The following is a 16,523-nucleotide window of genomic DNA, read 5'->3' as shown; positions in this document are numbered from 1 at the left end:
GCCGCACCCGCCAGGCTCTCGCCGACACCGCCGTCACGCTCTTCGGCGAACGCGGATTCGACAGCACTCCGCTGGATGCGCTGCTGGAGCGGGTGGAGGTGTCCCGGCGCACCTTCTTCCGCAACTACCGCTCCAAGGAGGACGTCGCACTCACCGCCGTCAAACAGCTCTGGGACGTCTACCTGGACGTCCTGGACGGCATCGAGAAGCCGGGCCCGCTGGCCGACGTCTTCCTCGGCGCCATGCTGACCACCCTCGAACGCATGGACGAGGACTGGTACCGGCGATTCCCGCTCACCCTGCGGCTGATCGCCGACTCGCCCGCACTCGACGGGCACACACTGCGGCACTGCGCCGAGGTCCAGACCGAGATCGCCCGCAGGCTCGACGGACACGACTGCCTCGAACTGCGGCTCCTCATCGAGTTCTTCGTGGCGTCCTGGCGCTGCACTCTGGACGAATGGCTGCCCGACTGCGCACCGGCCGAACTGCCCGGACTCCTGCGCCGGTCCTGCTCGTCCATGACCTCCGCCCTCAGCCTGTCGTTCCCGCTCTGAGGGCGAACCAGGCTCCGGCACGGCGGCCGGGTGGCGGCCGCCACCCGGCCGGGCCCACTCCCCCGCGGGGCAGGAGCACTACATGCGGAATCCGGCGGGACCGCGCACTGCGGCAGCAGCAAGGTCCCTTATCCGGGCGGTGGATGCGGGAATGCCGGCGGCCTGCTGGACCCAGGCCACGAACTCTTCGGGGCCGAGGCCGGCCGGCGGCTGCCCGACGTACGGCAGGGCGTACAGCGGCGTATTGGGTTCGCTGCGCCAGCTTTCCGCCAGCGTGCCGAGGTCCACGGCGTCGAAGCCGAGGACGTCCAGCAGGTCGGCCACCTCCTTCTTGGCGGTCCCGTCGTCACCGGAGAGCGGTATCGCTGTGCGGTCGTCCGCTCCGGCAGGGCGGAAGAGCTCCAGCAGTTGCTTGGGGCCGATGCTGTGCAGGGCCTTGACCACCCTGCTGTCCGCGAGGTGGCTCTGCACCAGCTCGCTGGAGGTCAGCTCGTTGCCGTCGAGCTGCGGAATCGAGAAGCCCGGATACAACGCGTAGTTCATCGGGTCGATGACGGTCTTGCCGGACAGCGCCGCTCGGGGCAGCCGCTCGCGCGCCGCCAGCGGTACGGCGGCCAGGACCAGATCACCGGCCGCCGCGGCCTCGGCAGGGGTGGCCGCGCGGGCACGGGGACCGATGTCCGCGACCAGCCCGGCCAGCGTCTCGGGGCCGCGGGAATTGCTGAGGACGACGCGCACACCCGCTTCGGCTGCGCGGCGGGCCACTGCGACGCCGACCATGCCGGTGCCGATGATTCCCAAGGTCGTTCCGCTCACTTGCGTTCTCCGTTCAGGGTCTTGCCGCCTTGCCGCAGCCGACTCCTCGGCCTCTGCGGCGGCCTCGGACCCATCACAGCCGCGACGTCCCGGGCGAACAAGAACCAGCACCCTCCAGCAGCGATCACATCATGTGATAGATCAGAGAGATGGAGCTCAGAGCGCTGCACTACTTCGTGACTGTTGCCGAGGAACTGCACTTCGGGCGGGCGGCGCAACGGCTGAACATCGTGCAGTCGGCGGTGAGCCAGCAGATCAGCCGACTCGAGCGCGAACTCGGAGTGCAGTTGCTGCAACGCACCTCACGGCGGGTGCGTCTCACTCCGGCCGGTGCACGGGTCCTCGACGCGGCCCGCGAGACCCTTGCCACGGCGGCGAGGGTCCGGGTGGTCGCCGGGGAACCGGCCGCGGCGCTGCGCATCGGGACGGCGTCGTGTGCCATGTGGCGGCTCGACCGCGCACTGGAGCGCCTGCGTGTGAGTGAGCGCCCTGCCGAACCGGAGCTGGTCGACCTCCCGGTGGCCGCACGACTGGCCGCCGTCCGGGACGGCGAGCTGGATGTGGCGCTGGTACGAGGAGTGATCGCCTCGTCGGCGGTGACGGTGGCGCGTGCGTGGTCCGAGCCGGTACACGCCGTACTCGCGCGCGACCACGCGGCTGCCGGTGAGCCGGCGGTCGGCCTGCGTCATCTTGATCCGCCGGGACTGAGGCTTCCCGCGCGGGAGAGCGACCCGCCGCTGCACGACGCGCTCCTCGCCGCCGTGCCCGTGGCCCCACTCCGCCGGCCCGCCGGAGACCTGTCCAACGTGCTGTTCGAGGTCGGCCGCGATCCCGAGGCCTGGACTCTGATGCCGGCCGAGCAACTCGCCGGGTTCCGTTCCGAGCGGTTGCTCCATGTACCGTTCGATCCGCCGGCGACCGTCGACAGCCACGTCGTCACCTCACTGGCGACACCCGAGTCGTGCGTGGCGTCGTACGTCGCCGCGTTCGCGGACTGACCTGTCCGCAGTCACCTGCGCTCCGCGGACTCCTCGGGTGGCGGCGCCGTCGAGGCGCGTACCACGAGTTCGGTGGCGAGCTCGATGTGGTGGGACTCGACCTTCTCTCCGTTGGCGAGTCGGAGCGCGGTGCGCAGGGCGGCGCCGCCCATCTCCCGCAGCGGCTGGCGCACGGTGGTGAGGGGCGGTGAGGCCATCCGGGCGAGGCTCGTGTCGTCGAAACCGACCACGCTCAGGTCTTCCGGGACGCGCAGGCCCCGGCGCCGGGCGGTCTCGACGACCCCGACGGCGATCTCGTCGTTGCCTGCGAAGATCGCCGTCGGCGGCTCTCGCAGGCCCAACAGCGCCGTGGCGCCGAGCAGTCCCGTCTCGTAGGTGAACTCTCCCGGCCGGACGTAGGCCTCGGGCACCTGGGCCCCTCCGGCTTCCATGGCTGCGCGGTAGCCGTGCATGCGCGCCTGGTTGCACACGGCCATGGCGGGTCCGCCGAGATAGGCCACTCGGCGGTGGCCCAGGGAGAGCAGGTGCTGCGTCGCGGCCAGACCGCCGGCGAAGTTGGTGGCCCCCACGCTGTTCACCCGGCTGTCCGGCAGGTGCAAGGGGTCCAGCACGACCAGCGGCAGCCCGGACCTGGCCAGTTCGTTCAGGTGCGCCGAGGTGTACACGCTGGTGACCGCGATGACGGCACGACGCCCGGCGGAGACCAGGTCCCGGGCCCAGTGCGGGGCACGGGACGCCTTGCTGATCACGACCGAAGCCCCCAGTTCGGAGGCGGAGTCGATGATCCCTTCCAGGGTCTCGGCGACGTACGACTTCAGGCTGCCCTTGAACTGCACCTCGATGGTCGGGCTCTCGACCAGCTCGCTGTGGCGGAACACGGGGGCGAGGTAGTCGTGGTGGCGCAACAGCTCCTGCACCCGGGCGCGGGTCCGCGGCGCCACGTCACCGCGGCCGTTCACCACTTTGGACACGGTCGCCACGGAGACCCCGGCCGCTTGGGCGATGTCCGCCAAAGTGGTGCGTCTCGCGCTCGGTCGCATCGGTCCCCTCCCGTATACGTCCACCGGTGTGGTGAGTCGCCGTCGGGTCGGCGACGCGGGTGGAACCGGTCAACAGTACGGCACCCCCACCACGAGCCCCGACCGGCCACGACGCCGCTCGAGGGGGGATCACCGCCTGACCTGCCTACCCCTGGTCAAGCGTTTTCGAAACAATTTCGAAGCTTCCGAGAACCTGTCGGGCGCTGTCACTGGCCTTGACAGGCCATCAGCCCGAAACCTAATTTGCACGAACAGAGCTCGGAGAAGGCTGTTTCGAAAATCTTTCACCACGACTCACGAGAAGCCGGCGGCTCTCGAGTGCGGAGAAAAGACATGGCGCTCTCCCGACGTACCCTCCTCGGCCTGGCCGCCACCGTGCCGGTCTCCGCGGCACTGGCGGCCTGCGGCTCGTCCGGCCCCGGCAAGAGTGACGGTGGGGCCACGTACTGGTACCTGAACGGCCAACCGCAGGAAGGCGTCCGGGCCGGTGCGGTGGACGCCTTCAACAAGGCCCACCCGGACGGCCGGATCAAGGACACCACGTTCCAGAACGACGCCTACAAGACCAAGATCAAGACGGCCATCGGCGCGGGGCAGGCGCCCACCGTCATCTTCGGCTGGGGCGGCGGGACACTGCGCACCTACGCGGAAGCCGGCCAGGTCGATGACCTCACCTCGTGGTTCGACCAGCATCCCGAGGTCAAGAAGGCGCGGTTCCCGTCGTCCTTCGGCGCGGCGACCGTGAACGGCAAGATCTACGCGGTCCCGTGCGACGCCGTGCAGCCGATTGTTCTCTACTACAACAAGAGGGTCTTCGAGAAGGTCGGCGCGGAGCCGCCGGAGTCCTGGGAAGACATCATGGCGCTGGTGCCCCGGTTCAACGCGAAGGGCATAGCGCCGTTCTCCCTCGGTGGTCAGTCCCGGTGGACGAACATGATGTGGCTGGAGTTCCTGTTCGACCGCATCGGCGGTCCCGAGGTGTTCCAGGCCGTCATCGAGGGCCAGAAGGACGCCTGGTCGCACCCGGACGCCATCACCGCGCTGACCAGGGTGCAGGAACTGGTCAGGGCCGACGCGTTCATCAAGGGCTTCTCGTCCATCACCGCCGACTCCAACGCGGACCAGGCGCTGCTCTACACCGACAAGGCCGCCATGATGCTGCACGGCGCGTGGTCGTACGGCATCCAGCAGGCCGACGGCGGCGACTTCGTCTCCAGCGGCGGCCTCGGCTACATGAACTTCCCGCCCGTCGACGGCGGCAAGGGCGATCCGAGCAACGCGGTGGGCAACCCCGCCCAGTACCTCTCCCTCTCCTCCAAGGCCACCGAGGAGGAGAAGAAGATCGCCAAGGAGTTCTTCGCGACCGGCGTCCTGCAGGACGCCGAGGTGCAGGCGTGGATCGACAACGGGTCCGTACCGGTCCGGGTCGGCACGGAGAAGCTCCTGGCCGCCTCCAAGAGCGCCGATTTCCTCCAGTTCAACTACGGCATCGCCAGCAAGGCCAAGACGTTCGTGCAGTCCTGGGACCAGGCACTCAGTCCGACGGCCGCCGAGACTCTGCTGGACAGCGTCGTCAAGTTGTTCCAACTGTCCATCTCACCCGAGCAGTTCGCCGGAAGCCTCAACGCGGTCATCGGCAAATGAGCTCACTCACCGGTCGTCCACCACATCGCCGACAGCGCAGCATCCTGCCCTGGCTGGCGGCACCGGCGCTGGTGCTCTTCGTCGGCTTCGCCGTGGTCCCGCTCGTCGGTGTCTTCGCACTGAGCTTCACCACCTGGGACGGGATCGGCGCCATCCAACCGTCGGGGCTGACCAGTTGGCGTGCCGTGCTCACCGACCCGGGGCTGCCGCACGCCCTCTGGGTGACCTTCATGGTGATGGCGGTGTCGTGGGCCGTCCAGACACCGCTGAGTATTCTGCTCGGTACGTTCCTCGCCGGCCGCCAACGCTACCGTGCGGTGCTGGGCGTGGTGTACTTCGTCCCTCTGATGCTCAGCTCCGCGGCCATCGCGATCGCGTACAAGGCCCTGCTGGACCCCAACTTCGGGCTCGGGGCCGGGCTGAAGCTCCCCCTGCTCAGCCAGGACTGGCTGGGGCGGCCCGGACTCGCCTTCGGGGTCGTCGTCTTCGTCGTCTCCTGGCAGTTCGTGCCGTTCCACTCCCTGATCTACCAGGGCGGTGTCCAGCAGATACCCAAGTCCCTGTACGAAGCGGCCCAGATGGACGGGGCCGGACGGATCCGGCAGTTCTTCAGCATCACGCTGCCCCAGCTGAGGTACACCATCATCACCTCGTCCACGCTGATGGTGGTCGGGTCCCTGACCTTCTTCGACCTCATCTTCGTCCTGACCGAGGGCGGCCCCGGCGACGCCACGCGGGTCCTGGCCCTGGACATGTACAAGCGGGGTTTCCAGGCCAGCCTGATGGGACCGGCCAGCGTCATCGCGGTCATCCTGGTCCTGGTGGGCCTGGCCCTCGCCCTGTTGCTGCGCCGGCTCGGCGGCCGGGACGCCGGTGCGAGCCAGCTCGAGGGGGCCTGAGGTGACCACCACACTGCCCGAGGCACGACGACCGTCCAGGACCGCTCCCCGCGAGCGGCAACGCCGCCCCTCCCGGCCGGGCCGCCGTCGCAACTGGGCCGGCGGGCTGGCCGGATGGCTCTGGCTCGTCGTCGTCGCCGTACCTCTGTACTGGACGCTCATCACCAGCCTCAAGGCCCAGAGCCGCTACTACGCGAGCAACCCGCTGGTGCCCCCGGGTGAGCCGACACTGGACAACTACCGGCTGGTCGTCGAGTCCGACTTCCTCCGCTACTTCCTCAACAGCGTCGCGGTCACCGCGGGCGCCGTGGTACCGGCGGTCGTCTTCTCGTTCATGGCGGCCTACGCGATCGTCCGGGGCCGGCAGCTGCGGGTGCTGCGCGCGACGAACGGACTGTTCCTCATGGGCCTGGCCATCCCGCTGCAGGCCACGGTCATCCCGGTCTACCTCATCATCATCAAACTGCAGCTGTACGACAGCCTGCTGGCGCTGATCCTCCCGTCCATCGCCTTTGCCATCCCGCTGTCGGTCCTGGTGCTCGCCAACTTCGTCCGCGACGTGCCCAAAGAGCTGTTCGACTCGATGCGGGTCGACGGCGCCACCGAATGGACGACGATGTGGCGGCTGGCGGCACCGCTCACCCGGCCGGCCATCCTGACCGTGACCATCTTCAACGCCCTGACCATATGGAACGGTTTCCTGCTGCCGCTGGTGCTCACTCAGAGTCCGGAGCGCCGGACACTGCCGCTCGCGCTGTGGACCTTCCAGGGCCAGTACGGGGTCAACGTCCCCGCCGTTCTCGCCGCCGTCGTCCTCACCACACTGCCCGTCCTGATCCTTTACGCGTTCGGCCGCCGCCAACTGCTGAGCGGTCTGACCGCCGGATTCAGCCGTTGACCGACGCCGACGCCGGCCGGAACCCGGACGCGCCCCGTCCCGCATCGATTCCTGCTCGTCCACCTGTTCGCCCGTCACGCCCCGGTCGGGGATCCGCGGGCCGTGGGAGGGAAAGTGAACGCCAACGTGGCCGTAGACAACACCGCCGGAGTCTCCCGCTGGAACGACACCACTGCTTCCGTCACCGCGAGAGTCGACGCGCTGATCGACGCGATGACCCTGCGGGAGAAGACCGCCCAGCTGTACGGAGTCTGGGTGGGCGCCTCCAACGTGGGCGGTGAAGTGGCTCCCCACCAGCACGACATGGAGGAGGCCGTCGATCTCGACGCGCTCCTGCCCACCGGACTGGGCCAGCTGACCCGGCCCTTCGGCACGGTCCCGGTCGACCCCGCCCTGGGTGCGCTCTCCCTGGCCCGCACCCAGGCCCGGATCGCCGCCACGAACCGGTTCGGCATCCCCGCTCTCGCCCACGACGAGTGTCTGGCCGGCTTCGCCGCCTGGGGTGCGACGGCCTACCCCGTCCCGCTGTCCTGGGGCGCCACCTTCGACCCCGACACGGTGGGGCGCATGGCCTCCGCCATCGGGCGGGACATGCGTGCCGTCGGCGTGCACCAGGGGCTCGCGCCCGTCCTGGACGTCGTCCGCGACGCCCGCTGGGGCCGGGTCGAGGAGACCATCGGTGAGGACCCGTACCTCGTCGGCACCATCGGGACGGCGTACGTGCGGGGTCTCGAGTCGGCCGGGATCGTCGCCACCCTCAAGCACTTCGTCGGGTACTCGGCCTCTCGCGCCGGGCGCAACCTGGCTCCCTCCTCCATGGGCCCGCGTGAGCGCGCCGACGTCCTGCTGCCCCCCTTCGAGATGGCGGTCCGTGAAGGCGGCGCGCGGTCGGTGATGAACGCCTACACCGACACCGACGGCGTACCCTCCGCGGCCGACGAGGAGCTGCTCACCGGCCTGCTGCGCGACACGTGGGGCTTCGACGGCACCGTCGTCGCCGACTACTTCGCCATCGCCTTCCTGAAGACCCTGCACGGCGTGGCGGCCGACTGGGCCGACGCCGCCGGCCTGGCGCTGCGGGCGGGCATCGACGTCGAACTGCCCAACGTCAAGACGTACGGCGCGCCCCTGGCCGAGGCCGTCGCCGACGGCCGTGTCCCGGAGAAGCTGGTCGACCGGGCCCTTCGCCGGATACTCACCCAGAAGGCGCGGCTCGGCCTGCTCGATCCGGACTGGAACCCCCTGCCGGCCGCGCTCGAAGAGGCCGACCTCGACGATCCCGCCGCCCTGCGCGGCCGGATCGACCTGGACAGTCCGGAGAACCGCGCACTGGCCCGCACGGTCGCCGAGGAAGCCGTAGTGCTGTTGAGCAACGACGGCACGCTACCGCTCGCGAGGCCGCGCCGTATCGCCCTGCTCGGCCCCAACGCCGACGAGGCCGTCGCCGTACTGGGCTGCTACTCCTTCCCCCAGCACATCGGCGTCCGGCACCCCGGGACCCCGCACGGCATCGAGTTGCCCACGCTGCGCCTCGCCCTCGCCGCCGAGTTCCCCGACGCCCGGATCACGGTCGCCCGCGGCACCGGCGTCGACGACGGGGATCTCACCGGCCTCCCCGAGGCCGCCCGGGTGGCACGCGAGGCCGACATCGCCCTGGTGGTGCTCGGCGACCGTGCCGGGCTCTTCGGGCGGGGCACCAGTGGTGAGGGATGCGACGTCGAGTCGCTGGCACTGCCCGGGGCACAGCAGCGGTTGCTCGACACCCTGCTGGACCTGGAGACGCCGTTGGTCACCGTGCTGCTCGCGGGACGACCGTACTCCCTCGGTCGCGCGGTCGAGGAGTCCGCGGCGATCGTGCAGTCCTTCTTCCCCGGCGAGGAAGGCACCCGTGCGATCGCCGGTGTGCTCAGCGGCCGCGTCAACCCGTCCGGCCGGCTCCCGGTCGGGGTGCCGCGCGGGCCTGGCTCCCAGCCGGCCACCTACCTCGGAGCGAGGCTCGCCCACGCCGGAGAGGTGTCCGCCGTCGACCCGACACCGGCGTTCGCCTTCGGTCACGGCCTGTCCTACACCCGGTTCGACTGGACGGACCTGAGCGTGGACGTCCGGGAGGCACCGACGGACGGCGAGTTCACCCTCGCCTTCACCGTCCGCAACACCGGCGGTCGGTCCGGGACCGAAGTCGTCCAGCTCTATCTGCACGACCCGGTCGCCTCCGTCGTCCAGCCGGTGCAGCGCCTCGTCGGCTACGCCCGGGTCGACCTGGAGCCCGGTGAGGCCCGGCGCCTGCGTGTCACTGTCCCGGCCGATCTCGCCTCGTTCACCGGACGCGACGGACGGCGTGTGGTCGAACCGGGCGAGCTGGAGTTGAGGCTGGCCGCCTCCAGCGCGGACCCACGCCTGACCGCCAGGGTCACGCTGACCGGAGTCGAACGCCACCTGGACCACACCCGGCGCCTGCGCTCCGTGGTCGAGCAGGAGCCGGCTGCCCGTGCCTGAGCCGAGCGAGCCGCACCCCCCGGCGCTCGGCCGCGGCGCCGGTGGTGGGGCGAGCCTCGCGTGGCCGAGGTGCCGGCCCGGCCATCGGCTCACCCGTGGTTCCTCACCCGAGGTTCAAGGGGCCGTCCGTCCGAGCTCGGCGGCGATGCGCGCGATGTCGGCCGGGGTTCCGGCCATGATGGTGCGGGCGTGTGCGGTGACCAGGTCGGCGGGCCAGTCCCACCAGGCCGCGTGGCGCAGCCGCTCGACGTCGGCGTCGTCGAAGCGCTGCCTGATCGGTCTGGCCGGGTTGCCGCCGACGACCGTGTAGGGCGGGACGTCGGCGGTCACTACGGCGCCGGCCGCGATGATGGCGCCGTCGCCGATCCGTACGCCCGGCATGACGGTCGCCCGGTAGCCGAACCAGACGTCGTTGCCGACCACGGTGTCGCCGCGGCTGGGCATGGCGGTGACGATGTCCAGCGTCTGCTCGGCCCACCGGCCGCCGAACATGGTGAACGGGTACGTCGACACCCCCATCGTCGGGTGCTCGGCGCCGGCCATCAGGAAGGTGGTGCCGGTGGCGATCGCGCAGTACTTGCCGATGGTGAGGCGCTCCGGCCCGTAGGCGTAGAGGACGTTGCGGTGCTCGAAGTCCGTGGCGCCGTCGGGGTCGTCGTAGTAGGTGTACTCGCCCACGGTGATGTTCGGAGAGGTGACCAGTGGGTTGAGGAACACCACGCGGTCGTGGGCGGGCAGCGGGTGCAGGGTGGTCGGGTCGGGGGACAAGATCGGGGTCCTTTGCGTAGTTGTCGAACGGGGCGATTGTCCGTGGTCAACCGCTGTGCGTGGAAGCCCCGTTCGGGGAGGTGACCGGTTCGGCGCCGGTGGCGGGTGCGGGGGTCGTGGAGTCCTTCGCGGGCCTGGACCTCGTCAGCCACAGGCCGGTGAACACGGCGGTGGCCGCGGTGACGGTGCCGGCCACGAGGAAGGCGCTGTTGAGGCCGGTCTCGAAGGAGGCGCCGCCCGACTGCCGGGTGCGGACGACGGCTCCGAGCACCGCGACGCCGAGCACCGCGCCGATCTGCCGGGTGGTGCTGCTGATGCCCGACGCGAGGCCGCCCTCCTGCGGGCTGACCGCTTGGATGGCGGCGCCCGTCAGCGGGGACATGGCCAGGGCGAAGCCGGCGCCGGCGAGTCCCAGCCGCCACCACACGTTCGCGTAGCCGGTGTCGGCGTGCACCGTACCGAGCGCCAGCAGTCCCAGGGCGGCCAGGGCGAGGCCGGCGGTGACCACGACACGGAAGCCGTACCGGGCGGCGAGCCGGCCCGCGTACGGGCTGACGATCACCATGGCCACGGACACCGGCAGGGTCTGGAGGCCGGCGCGCAGGATCGAGCTGCCCTGGACGTACACGAAGAACTGGGAGAAGAAGAACGACGAACCCATGAGCGCGAACCCCACCACGACCATGGCGGTGTTGGACACGGTGAACAGGCGCTGCCGCAACAGCCGCAGCGGCAGCATCGGAGCGTCGCGACGGGCTTCGACGGCGACGAAGGCGGCGAGGAGGATCACCGCGGTGGCGAAGCTGCCCAGGATGACCGGTGAGGTCCAGCCGCGGGCGCCTCCCTCGATCAGCCCGTAGGTCAGTACCCCCACTGCCAGCACGGACAGCGCCGTGCCCGGGACGTCGATCGCGGGCGCGCCGGCGTTGCGGGACTCGCCGAGGTGACGCAGGCCGACCAGCACCAGGACCACTCCGACGGGCAGATTGACGAGGAAGATGGCGGGCCAGCCGAAGGCGTCCGTCAGTACGCCCCCGGCCACGGGGCCTGCGGCCAGACCGATTCCACTGATTCCGGCCCACAGCCCGATCGCCCGGATCCGTTCTTGCGGCACGGGGTGGGCGGCGGCGAGCAGGGCCAGCGAGGCCGGGCTCAGCGCCGCGGCCCCGATGCCCTGCAACACCCGGCCGGCGACCAGCCAGCCCAGTGAAGGCGCGAGGCTGCACAGCAACGACGCGACGGTGAACACGGCCACACCGGTCAGGTACACCCGCTTGCGGCCGAACCGGTCGGCGAAGACCCCGCCGGACAGCAGCAGCATGGCGACCAGCAGTACGTACGCGTCCACGATCCATTGCAGTCCGGTCAGCTGCGTGTGCAGGCCCTCCTGCATGTCGGGCAGGGCCGCTCCGACGATCGTGTTGTCGAGCAGCACCATGAACTGCCCCAGGCAGGTCACCGCGAGCAGCACGGCCCGGTCCGACCGACTGCCTGCGGTCGCATGCGGTGCGGCCATGGGATCCCCCTCCGTCGTTGGCTGCGCCCGGACATCCGAGCACTCCTAAAGCAGTCATCGACTGCGTTAGGTGACTATAGAGAGGCTCCTCCACAAACGCAAGTCTCGACTGCGTTAAGCTGGAGGGCATGAACGAGCAACAGCGAGTCCGGCGACCCGGCGGCCGCAGTGCCCGTGTCGGCGCGCAGGTACACCAGGCCGTCACCGATCTGATCAGTGAGCGCGGCTACGGCAAGTTCACCGTCGGCGACGTCGCCGACCGCGCGGGCGTGGCCGACAGCAGCGTCTACCGCCGGTGGGGCAGCCTCGAGACCCTGCTCACCGACGTGGCGCTCACCCGCCTCAATGCGCAGTCCCCGATGCCGGACACCGGGAGCCTCGCCGGGGACCTGCGTACGTACGCGGCCCAAGTGGCCCGGGAGATCACCGGGCCCGACGGTCCGGCGGTGCTGCATCTGGCGGTCGCCCTGTCCGGCAGCGGCCGGCAGGGCCGGCAGGCGGGGGCAGACCTGCGGGCCGAACGCACCCGGCAACTGCAGTCCATGCTCGATCGCGCCCGCGACCGCGGCGAGCCCGCACCCGACGCGCTCGACGTGCTGGACCACGTCCTCGCCCCGATGTACATCCGCGTCCTGTTCGGCGTGGTGCCGCTCGCCCCCGACTACGTCGACGGGCTGGTCGACCGGCTGCTGGGGGACACGGAAACCTAGTCCGTGCGCCCCCCGGCGACGGTCCGCGGCAGGGGCGGAACAGGCCCCTCCGTGATCATTTGTGGCTAGTTCGGGCCTCACACCGCCACCCCGTGCGGCCGATACATTCACCCCGACCGAACCCACTCGACCAGGGGGGAACAGGCAACGATGCGCTCCACAGGACCCGTCAGTCGCATCGGCAGATCACTCATGGCGGTGACCGCCGCGACGGCCGCCGGGGCGGCTGCCGCCCTGGGCCTCGCCGCCCCGCCGGCTGCCGCGGCGCCCACCGACACGACGGCGCCCCGGCCCGGCGACACCTGTACGGCGGCCGACCTCGGCACCCGCCACCCGTACATCAAGACCACCGAAGTGTCGCCGACGATCACCCATTTCAAGGGCTGGTACGTCACCGAGGGCACCACCGGCCAGCAGACCGTCAGCACCGACACCACGACGGTCATCGCGGTCTCCGTCGGCCTCAACGACACGATCGAGACCAGTTTCGAAGTCGAGGCGCTCAGCAACGTCAAGGCGACCGTCGGTCTGGACGTGAAGCTCGAGTACACCTCCACCAGTGAAGAGTCGAACTCGGTCACCTGGAACCTGACCCAGCCGGGCTATTACGGCTTCTACAAGGGCACGAAGAAGGTCACCGGCACGTACGGCAGCCTCAACTGCAACCGCGCCCAACAGGACGACGGGGGCTGGGCGCTGGAGTGGACCGAGGGGCCGGGCAGCGGCAGCTTCACCACCTTCACCACCCTTGAGGAAGGCGCGGTGCGCTGCCAGGACAGCGTCCCCGCCGACAGCATCATGGCCAAGGCCCAAACCCTCCTCGACTGCGGCTCGGCCGCCCGGGCCGACCACCCGGCGGGTGCGGTGGCCCCGACCGCGCGGCAGCAGCCGGCGGCGCCGCTCGCGCAGCGCCCGGCCCCCACGAGCGGCGCCGCCGGCGCACGGCCCAGGTCCACCGGGCACAGCGCGCGGGCCGCCCTCGACTGCTCGGCCGAGGCCTACAAGATCGCCGTACCCGGCAAGCCCCTGTCCTGGGGCGCACCGCTCCTGGCGGACGACGGTGTCCGGCTGCGGCCCTCGTCGATCTTCAGCGCCCACCTGGACAACTGGCGCCTGTGCAACGTGACGGAGCGCGACGGGGTCCTCGAGGCGTCCCTGTGGAACTGGGGCAACGGTGGATGCGCGACCATCGCCGAGGAGAACGCGGCCACCGATCGGGCGATCCTGATGACGGTCCCCTGCGCGGAGGACGACCTCCAGCGGTTCTACATCTACCGCGACGTCCCCGGCAGCTCGCAGATCGGTGTGCAAAACAAGTACACCGGCTCCATGATGGGCCACGACCGGTACGCGGACGGGGAGTTCATACGTCAGTACGCCAGCGGCAGGCAGGACGGTACGGGCACGTACAGCCTGATCGGAGTCTGACGGTCCGGGATGCGGCCGACGCGACTCCCGGCGCGGGCGGTCCCGGCCGCCCGCGCCGGGCAGTCACAGCCGTGTGGCCGTCCGGATGAGCCCGGCGAGGGCGGGGGAACTGCTGTGCGCGGGCCAGGCGATGTGGGTGACGACGCAGGGCGCATCGGTCAGGGGGACGGCGGCGTGCTCGGCCCACAGCCAGGCGCGGGCCGAGTCGGGGTAGACGGCCACCGTGCGTCCGAGGGCGATCAGCTGGGCCAGCTGCGTCTGGTCGTGAATCTCCGGGCCCGGGCCGGGCGGGTACGTGCCGTGGCGGGACCAGCGGGCGAGCGGGAGACCGGGGATGTCGCTGACGTCGGCGAGTGACAGGGTCGTCCGGGCGGCGAGAGGGTGCCCGGCGGGCAGCACGGCGATCTGGCCCTCGGTCATCAGCTCCTCGCTGTCGAACCCGGCGAGGGAGTTGAACGGCGCGTGCATGAGCGCCACATCGGCGCGGCCGTCGCGCAGCATCCCTTCCTGCTCACACGTGCCGCTCGGCAGCACTTCGATCTCGGCAGCGTCGGGCTCGGCCGCGTAGGCGCCGAGGAGCTTGTGCAGCAGTTCGTGGGACGCACCGGCCTTCACCGCCAGCACCAGGCGGTTGCGGGGGCCGCCGTCCGGGCTGTCGGCGCCGCCGGCGCGACGGGTGCGGCGAGCGGCCGCGGTGGTCGCGTCGAGGGCGGCGCGGCCCTCGTGCAGCAGCATCTCTCCGGCGCCGGTCAGGGCGACACCGCGGCGGTTGCGTTTCAGCAGACGTACGCCGAGGCGCCGTTCGAGCTGCTGGATCGCCCGGGACAGCGGTGGCTGGGCCATGCCGAGGCGCTCGGCGGCACGACCGAAGTGCAGTTCCTCCGCGACGGCCACGAAGTACCTCAGCTCGCGGGTCTCCAGGGCGTCGTCCACGGCCACAGCGTACCTCGGTGATACCTGCCGGGTATGACAGAGCACCGCATCGGTATTGGATGCGCAGCCGCTCGGCGAGCGAGCATGTTCTGCATGAGCGAAACCGTGAACACACCCTCCGCCTCACTGCCCGGCGGCACCTGGGCCCTGGGCGACCTGACCGTCACCCGATTCGGCTACGGCGCCATGCAGCTCGCCGGCCCCGGGGTCATGGGCCCGCCCGCCGACCAGGAGGGCGCGCTCGCCGTCCTGCGCGAGGCCGCCGCCCTGGGGATCACCCACATCGACACAGCCGGCGCATACGGACCTCGTGTCACCAACCGGCTGATCCGTGAAGCGCTGCGCCCCGGCTCCGCGTCGGTGCACGTCGTGACCAAGGTCGGCGCGGTCCGCGATCAGCAGGGCGGCTGGCCCCCTGCCCGTCGGCCCGAGGATTTGCGCCTTGCCGTCCGCGAGAACCTCGAGGACCTCGGACTCGATTCGCTCGACGTGGTCAACCTCCGGCTCGGCGACGCTCGGGGCCCCCGGCCCGGCTCGCTCGCCGAGCCCTTCGAGACCCTCGTCGAACTCCAGGACCAGGGCCTGATCCGGCACCTCGGAGTGAGCAACGCGACCGCGGAGCAGGTCGCCGAGGCACAGGCGATCGCGCCGATCGTGTGCGTCCAGAACATGTACAACCTCGCCTACCGTCAGGACGACGAGCTGATCGACGAACTCGCCGACAAGGGCATCGCCTACGTGCCCTTCTTCCCGCTGGGCGGCTTCACCCCGCTGCAGTCCACGGCCCTGTCCGCCGTGGCCACCCGGCTGGGTGCGACGCCGATGTCCGTCGCCCTGGCCTGGCTGCTGCGGCGGTCGCCGAACATCCTGCTCATTCCCGGCACCTCGTCGGTGGCGCACCTGCGCGAGAACGTGACCGGCGCGGGGCTCGCGCTCTCCGACGAGGAACTCACCGAGTTGGACAAGATCGGCCACTAGCAGGGCTCTGCCGCTACGGAGAGGCCCGGTGCGCCGATCAGGAACCCGAGCCCGCCCAGGCGTCCGTCCTGGGGATCAGGAGCTCGTCCATGGACTCCTCGCGCCACCGCCGGAGAGCTGGTGGAAGGCGGCGGCGCCATGGGGGCAGGCGGTGGGGCCGTTCGGCCTGCCGCGCCCCTCGGCGTTGTAGTAGCCGGGGGTGCATTCGGCGTGGAACCAGGCGTGGTCGGGGGTGTGTTCGGCCAGGGTGGCGCTCCAGGCGTCCTCGGCTTCCCAGGACGGTTCGACGAAGGCCCCTTCGCCTCGGCGGTGGGGACGAGTGCCGCGCCGTGGACGGCGGGCTCGTCCAGTACGCGTACCGCCAAGGACCTGACGGTCGCCACCACCGGTCTGACGGCACTGCACGAACTGGCGGACGTCGACACCGTGCGCGTGGAGTGCCTCGGCGGGACACTGCGCCCGCTCAGCCAGGCCTTCGTGGGCCCGCTGACGGAGGCGGCGCTGGAGCGGATGACGTTCGACCGGGTCTTCCTGTCCGCGGGCGGTGTGACGGCCGAGGGCGGTCTCTGCGAGGCGGATCTGCGTCAGACCCGGCTCAAGGAGCTGATGGCCCGCCGCGCCGCCCGCACGTACGTCCTGGCTCACGCGGCGAAGCTGGGCCGTGCGCCCTTCCACGCGTGGGCCACGCTCCCGCCCGGCTGGACCCTGGTCACCGACGCCTCGGCGACGGACGCCGACGTGGCACCGTTCACCGCCCGCGGCATCGCGGTGGTGCCGGCCGATTTCCATGAGGAGCCCGGACCGACACCATGAGCGGGTTGGCCCGGCCGTCGTTCCGTGCC

At 70.9% G+C, this 16,523-nt stretch carries 15 protein-coding genes and 1 pseudogene; 10 read left to right on the top strand and 6 right to left on the bottom strand.

Annotation, left to right across the window (positions count from 1 at the left end; translation table 11 throughout):
- The first annotated feature begins 98 nt into the window (after positions 1 to 98).
- Complete coding sequence (locus tag ACFYZ3_RS28680; protein WP_388523458.1) at positions 99 to 557, top strand: TetR family transcriptional regulator; 459 nt, start codon at positions 99 to 101, stop codon at positions 555 to 557.
- Positions 558 to 635: 78 nt separating this feature from the next.
- Here the strand turns inward: ACFYZ3_RS28680 and ACFYZ3_RS28675 are convergent, their stop codons facing one another.
- Positions 636 to 1,484 carry an NADPH-dependent F420 reductase gene (locus ACFYZ3_RS28675; RefSeq protein WP_388523455.1) on the bottom strand — a complete coding sequence of 283 codons (849 nt, stop codon included), beginning with the start codon at positions 1,482 to 1,484 and terminating at the stop codon, positions 636 to 638.
- Between the two features lie 38 nt (positions 1,485 to 1,522).
- On the opposite strand from ACFYZ3_RS28675, the gene ACFYZ3_RS28670 reads away from it, so the two are divergent.
- Positions 1,523 to 2,371, top strand: coding sequence for a LysR family transcriptional regulator (locus tag ACFYZ3_RS28670; protein ID WP_388523452.1), 849 nt, complete (start codon positions 1,523 to 1,525; stop codon positions 2,369 to 2,371).
- An 11-nt stretch (positions 2,372 to 2,382) separates the two neighbouring features.
- Here ACFYZ3_RS28670 and ACFYZ3_RS28665 read toward each other — a convergent pair whose 3' ends face one another.
- On the bottom strand, positions 2,383 to 3,411 hold the full coding sequence (locus ACFYZ3_RS28665; RefSeq protein WP_388523449.1) for a LacI family DNA-binding transcriptional regulator: 1,029 nt from the start codon (positions 3,409 to 3,411) through the stop codon (positions 2,383 to 2,385).
- A gap of 333 nt (positions 3,412 to 3,744) precedes the next feature.
- On the opposite strand from ACFYZ3_RS28665, the gene ACFYZ3_RS28660 reads away from it, so the two are divergent.
- The 4 genes from ACFYZ3_RS28660 to ACFYZ3_RS28645 all read left to right on the top strand — a co-directional run bounded on the left by ACFYZ3_RS28660 (position 3,745) and on the right by ACFYZ3_RS28645 (position 9,348).
- Positions 3,745 to 5,055 carry an extracellular solute-binding protein gene (locus ACFYZ3_RS28660; RefSeq protein ID WP_388523446.1) on the top strand — a complete coding sequence of 437 codons (1,311 nt, stop codon included), beginning with the start codon at positions 3,745 to 3,747 and terminating at the stop codon, positions 5,053 to 5,055.
- Entirely contained in the window at positions 5,052 to 5,954 is a 903-nt protein-coding gene (locus ACFYZ3_RS28655) for a carbohydrate ABC transporter permease (RefSeq protein ID WP_388523443.1), read from the top strand. The genes ACFYZ3_RS28660 and ACFYZ3_RS28655 overlap by 4 nt, the downstream gene beginning before the upstream one ends.
- A gap of 1 nt (position 5,955) precedes the next feature.
- Entirely contained in the window at positions 5,956 to 6,852 is an 897-nt protein-coding gene (locus tag ACFYZ3_RS28650) for a carbohydrate ABC transporter permease (RefSeq protein ID WP_388523441.1), read from the top strand.
- Positions 6,853 to 6,966: 114 nt separating this feature from the next.
- On the top strand, positions 6,967 to 9,348 hold the full coding sequence (locus ACFYZ3_RS28645) for a glycoside hydrolase family 3 N-terminal domain-containing protein (RefSeq protein WP_388523438.1): 2,382 nt from the start codon (positions 6,967 to 6,969) through the stop codon (positions 9,346 to 9,348).
- Positions 9,349 to 9,462: 114 nt separating this feature from the next.
- Here ACFYZ3_RS28645 and ACFYZ3_RS28640 read toward each other — a convergent pair whose 3' ends face one another.
- Positions 9,463 to 10,116 carry a CatB-related O-acetyltransferase gene (locus ACFYZ3_RS28640; RefSeq protein WP_388523435.1) on the bottom strand — a complete coding sequence of 218 codons (654 nt, stop codon included), beginning with the start codon at positions 10,114 to 10,116 and terminating at the stop codon, positions 9,463 to 9,465.
- 46 nt (positions 10,117 to 10,162) lie between these two features.
- Positions 10,163 to 11,632 carry an MFS transporter gene (locus ACFYZ3_RS28635; protein WP_388523432.1) on the bottom strand — a complete coding sequence of 490 codons (1,470 nt, stop codon included), beginning with the start codon at positions 11,630 to 11,632 and terminating at the stop codon, positions 10,163 to 10,165.
- A 128-nt stretch (positions 11,633 to 11,760) separates the two neighbouring features.
- Here ACFYZ3_RS28635 and ACFYZ3_RS28630 point away from each other — a divergent pair, with 128 nt between their 5' ends.
- A complete protein-coding gene (locus ACFYZ3_RS28630; protein ID WP_388523429.1) occupies positions 11,761 to 12,342 on the top strand; it encodes a TetR/AcrR family transcriptional regulator in 582 nt (193 codons plus the stop codon).
- Between the two features lie 150 nt (positions 12,343 to 12,492).
- The gene (locus tag ACFYZ3_RS28625) at positions 12,493 to 13,770 is read left to right on the top strand and encodes a hypothetical protein (RefSeq protein ID WP_388523426.1); all 1,278 of its coding nucleotides are present in this window, start codon (positions 12,493 to 12,495) and stop codon (positions 13,768 to 13,770) included.
- A 63-nt stretch (positions 13,771 to 13,833) separates the two neighbouring features.
- Here the strand turns inward: ACFYZ3_RS28625 and ACFYZ3_RS28620 are convergent, their stop codons facing one another.
- Positions 13,834 to 14,703 carry a LysR family transcriptional regulator gene (locus ACFYZ3_RS28620; RefSeq protein WP_388523423.1) on the bottom strand — a complete coding sequence of 290 codons (870 nt, stop codon included), beginning with the start codon at positions 14,701 to 14,703 and terminating at the stop codon, positions 13,834 to 13,836.
- 93 nt (positions 14,704 to 14,796) lie between these two features.
- Here ACFYZ3_RS28620 and ACFYZ3_RS28615 point away from each other — a divergent pair, with 93 nt between their 5' ends.
- Positions 14,797 to 15,681, top strand: coding sequence for an aldo/keto reductase family oxidoreductase (locus ACFYZ3_RS28615; protein ID WP_388523420.1), 885 nt, complete (start codon positions 14,797 to 14,799; stop codon positions 15,679 to 15,681).
- Between the two features lie 37 nt (positions 15,682 to 15,718).
- Here ACFYZ3_RS28615 and ACFYZ3_RS28610 read toward each other — a convergent pair.
- A pseudogene (locus ACFYZ3_RS28610) lies at positions 15,719 to 16,034 on the bottom strand (monooxygenase); the annotation flags it as partial.
- Here ACFYZ3_RS28610 and ACFYZ3_RS28605 point away from each other — a divergent pair.
- Positions 15,991 to 16,494, top strand: a complete 504-nt coding sequence (locus tag ACFYZ3_RS28605) for a DeoR/GlpR family DNA-binding transcription regulator (protein WP_388523418.1) — start codon at positions 15,991 to 15,993, stop codon at positions 16,492 to 16,494. The pseudogene ACFYZ3_RS28610 and the gene ACFYZ3_RS28605 sit on opposite strands and share 44 nt — an antisense overlap.
- Positions 16,495 to 16,523 lie beyond the last annotated feature (29 nt).

It is taken from the genome of Streptomyces sp. NPDC001599 (assembly GCF_042893535.1).
Lineage (GTDB): Bacteria > Actinomycetota > Actinomycetes > Streptomycetales > Streptomycetaceae > Streptomyces.
Note: the sequence above shows the minus strand (reverse complement) of the source record. Positions and strands in the feature narration are given on the sequence as shown.

What these genes read in the sequence shown, in the direction of transcription:
- ACFYZ3_RS28670 (WP_388523452.1), top strand. Translation starts at nt 1,523, where the DNA reads ATGGAGCTCAGAGCGCTGCACTACTTCGTGACTGTTGCCGAGGAACTG.
- ACFYZ3_RS28665 (WP_388523449.1), bottom strand. Translation starts at nt 3,411, where the DNA reads ATGCGACCGAGCGCGAGACGCACCACTTTGGCGGACATCGCCCAAGCG.
- ACFYZ3_RS28660 (WP_388523446.1), top strand. Translation starts at nt 3,745, where the DNA reads ATGGCGCTCTCCCGACGTACCCTCCTCGGCCTGGCCGCCACCGTGCCG.
- ACFYZ3_RS28655 (WP_388523443.1), top strand. Translation starts at nt 5,052, where the DNA reads ATGAGCTCACTCACCGGTCGTCCACCACATCGCCGACAGCGCAGCATC.
- ACFYZ3_RS28635 (WP_388523432.1), bottom strand. Translation starts at nt 11,632, where the DNA reads ATGGCCGCACCGCATGCGACCGCAGGCAGTCGGTCGGACCGGGCCGTG.
- ACFYZ3_RS28630 (WP_388523429.1), top strand. Translation starts at nt 11,761, where the DNA reads ATGAACGAGCAACAGCGAGTCCGGCGACCCGGCGGCCGCAGTGCCCGT.
- ACFYZ3_RS28625 (WP_388523426.1), top strand. Translation starts at nt 12,493, where the DNA reads ATGCGCTCCACAGGACCCGTCAGTCGCATCGGCAGATCACTCATGGCG.
- ACFYZ3_RS28615 (WP_388523420.1), top strand. Translation starts at nt 14,797, where the DNA reads ATGAGCGAAACCGTGAACACACCCTCCGCCTCACTGCCCGGCGGCACC.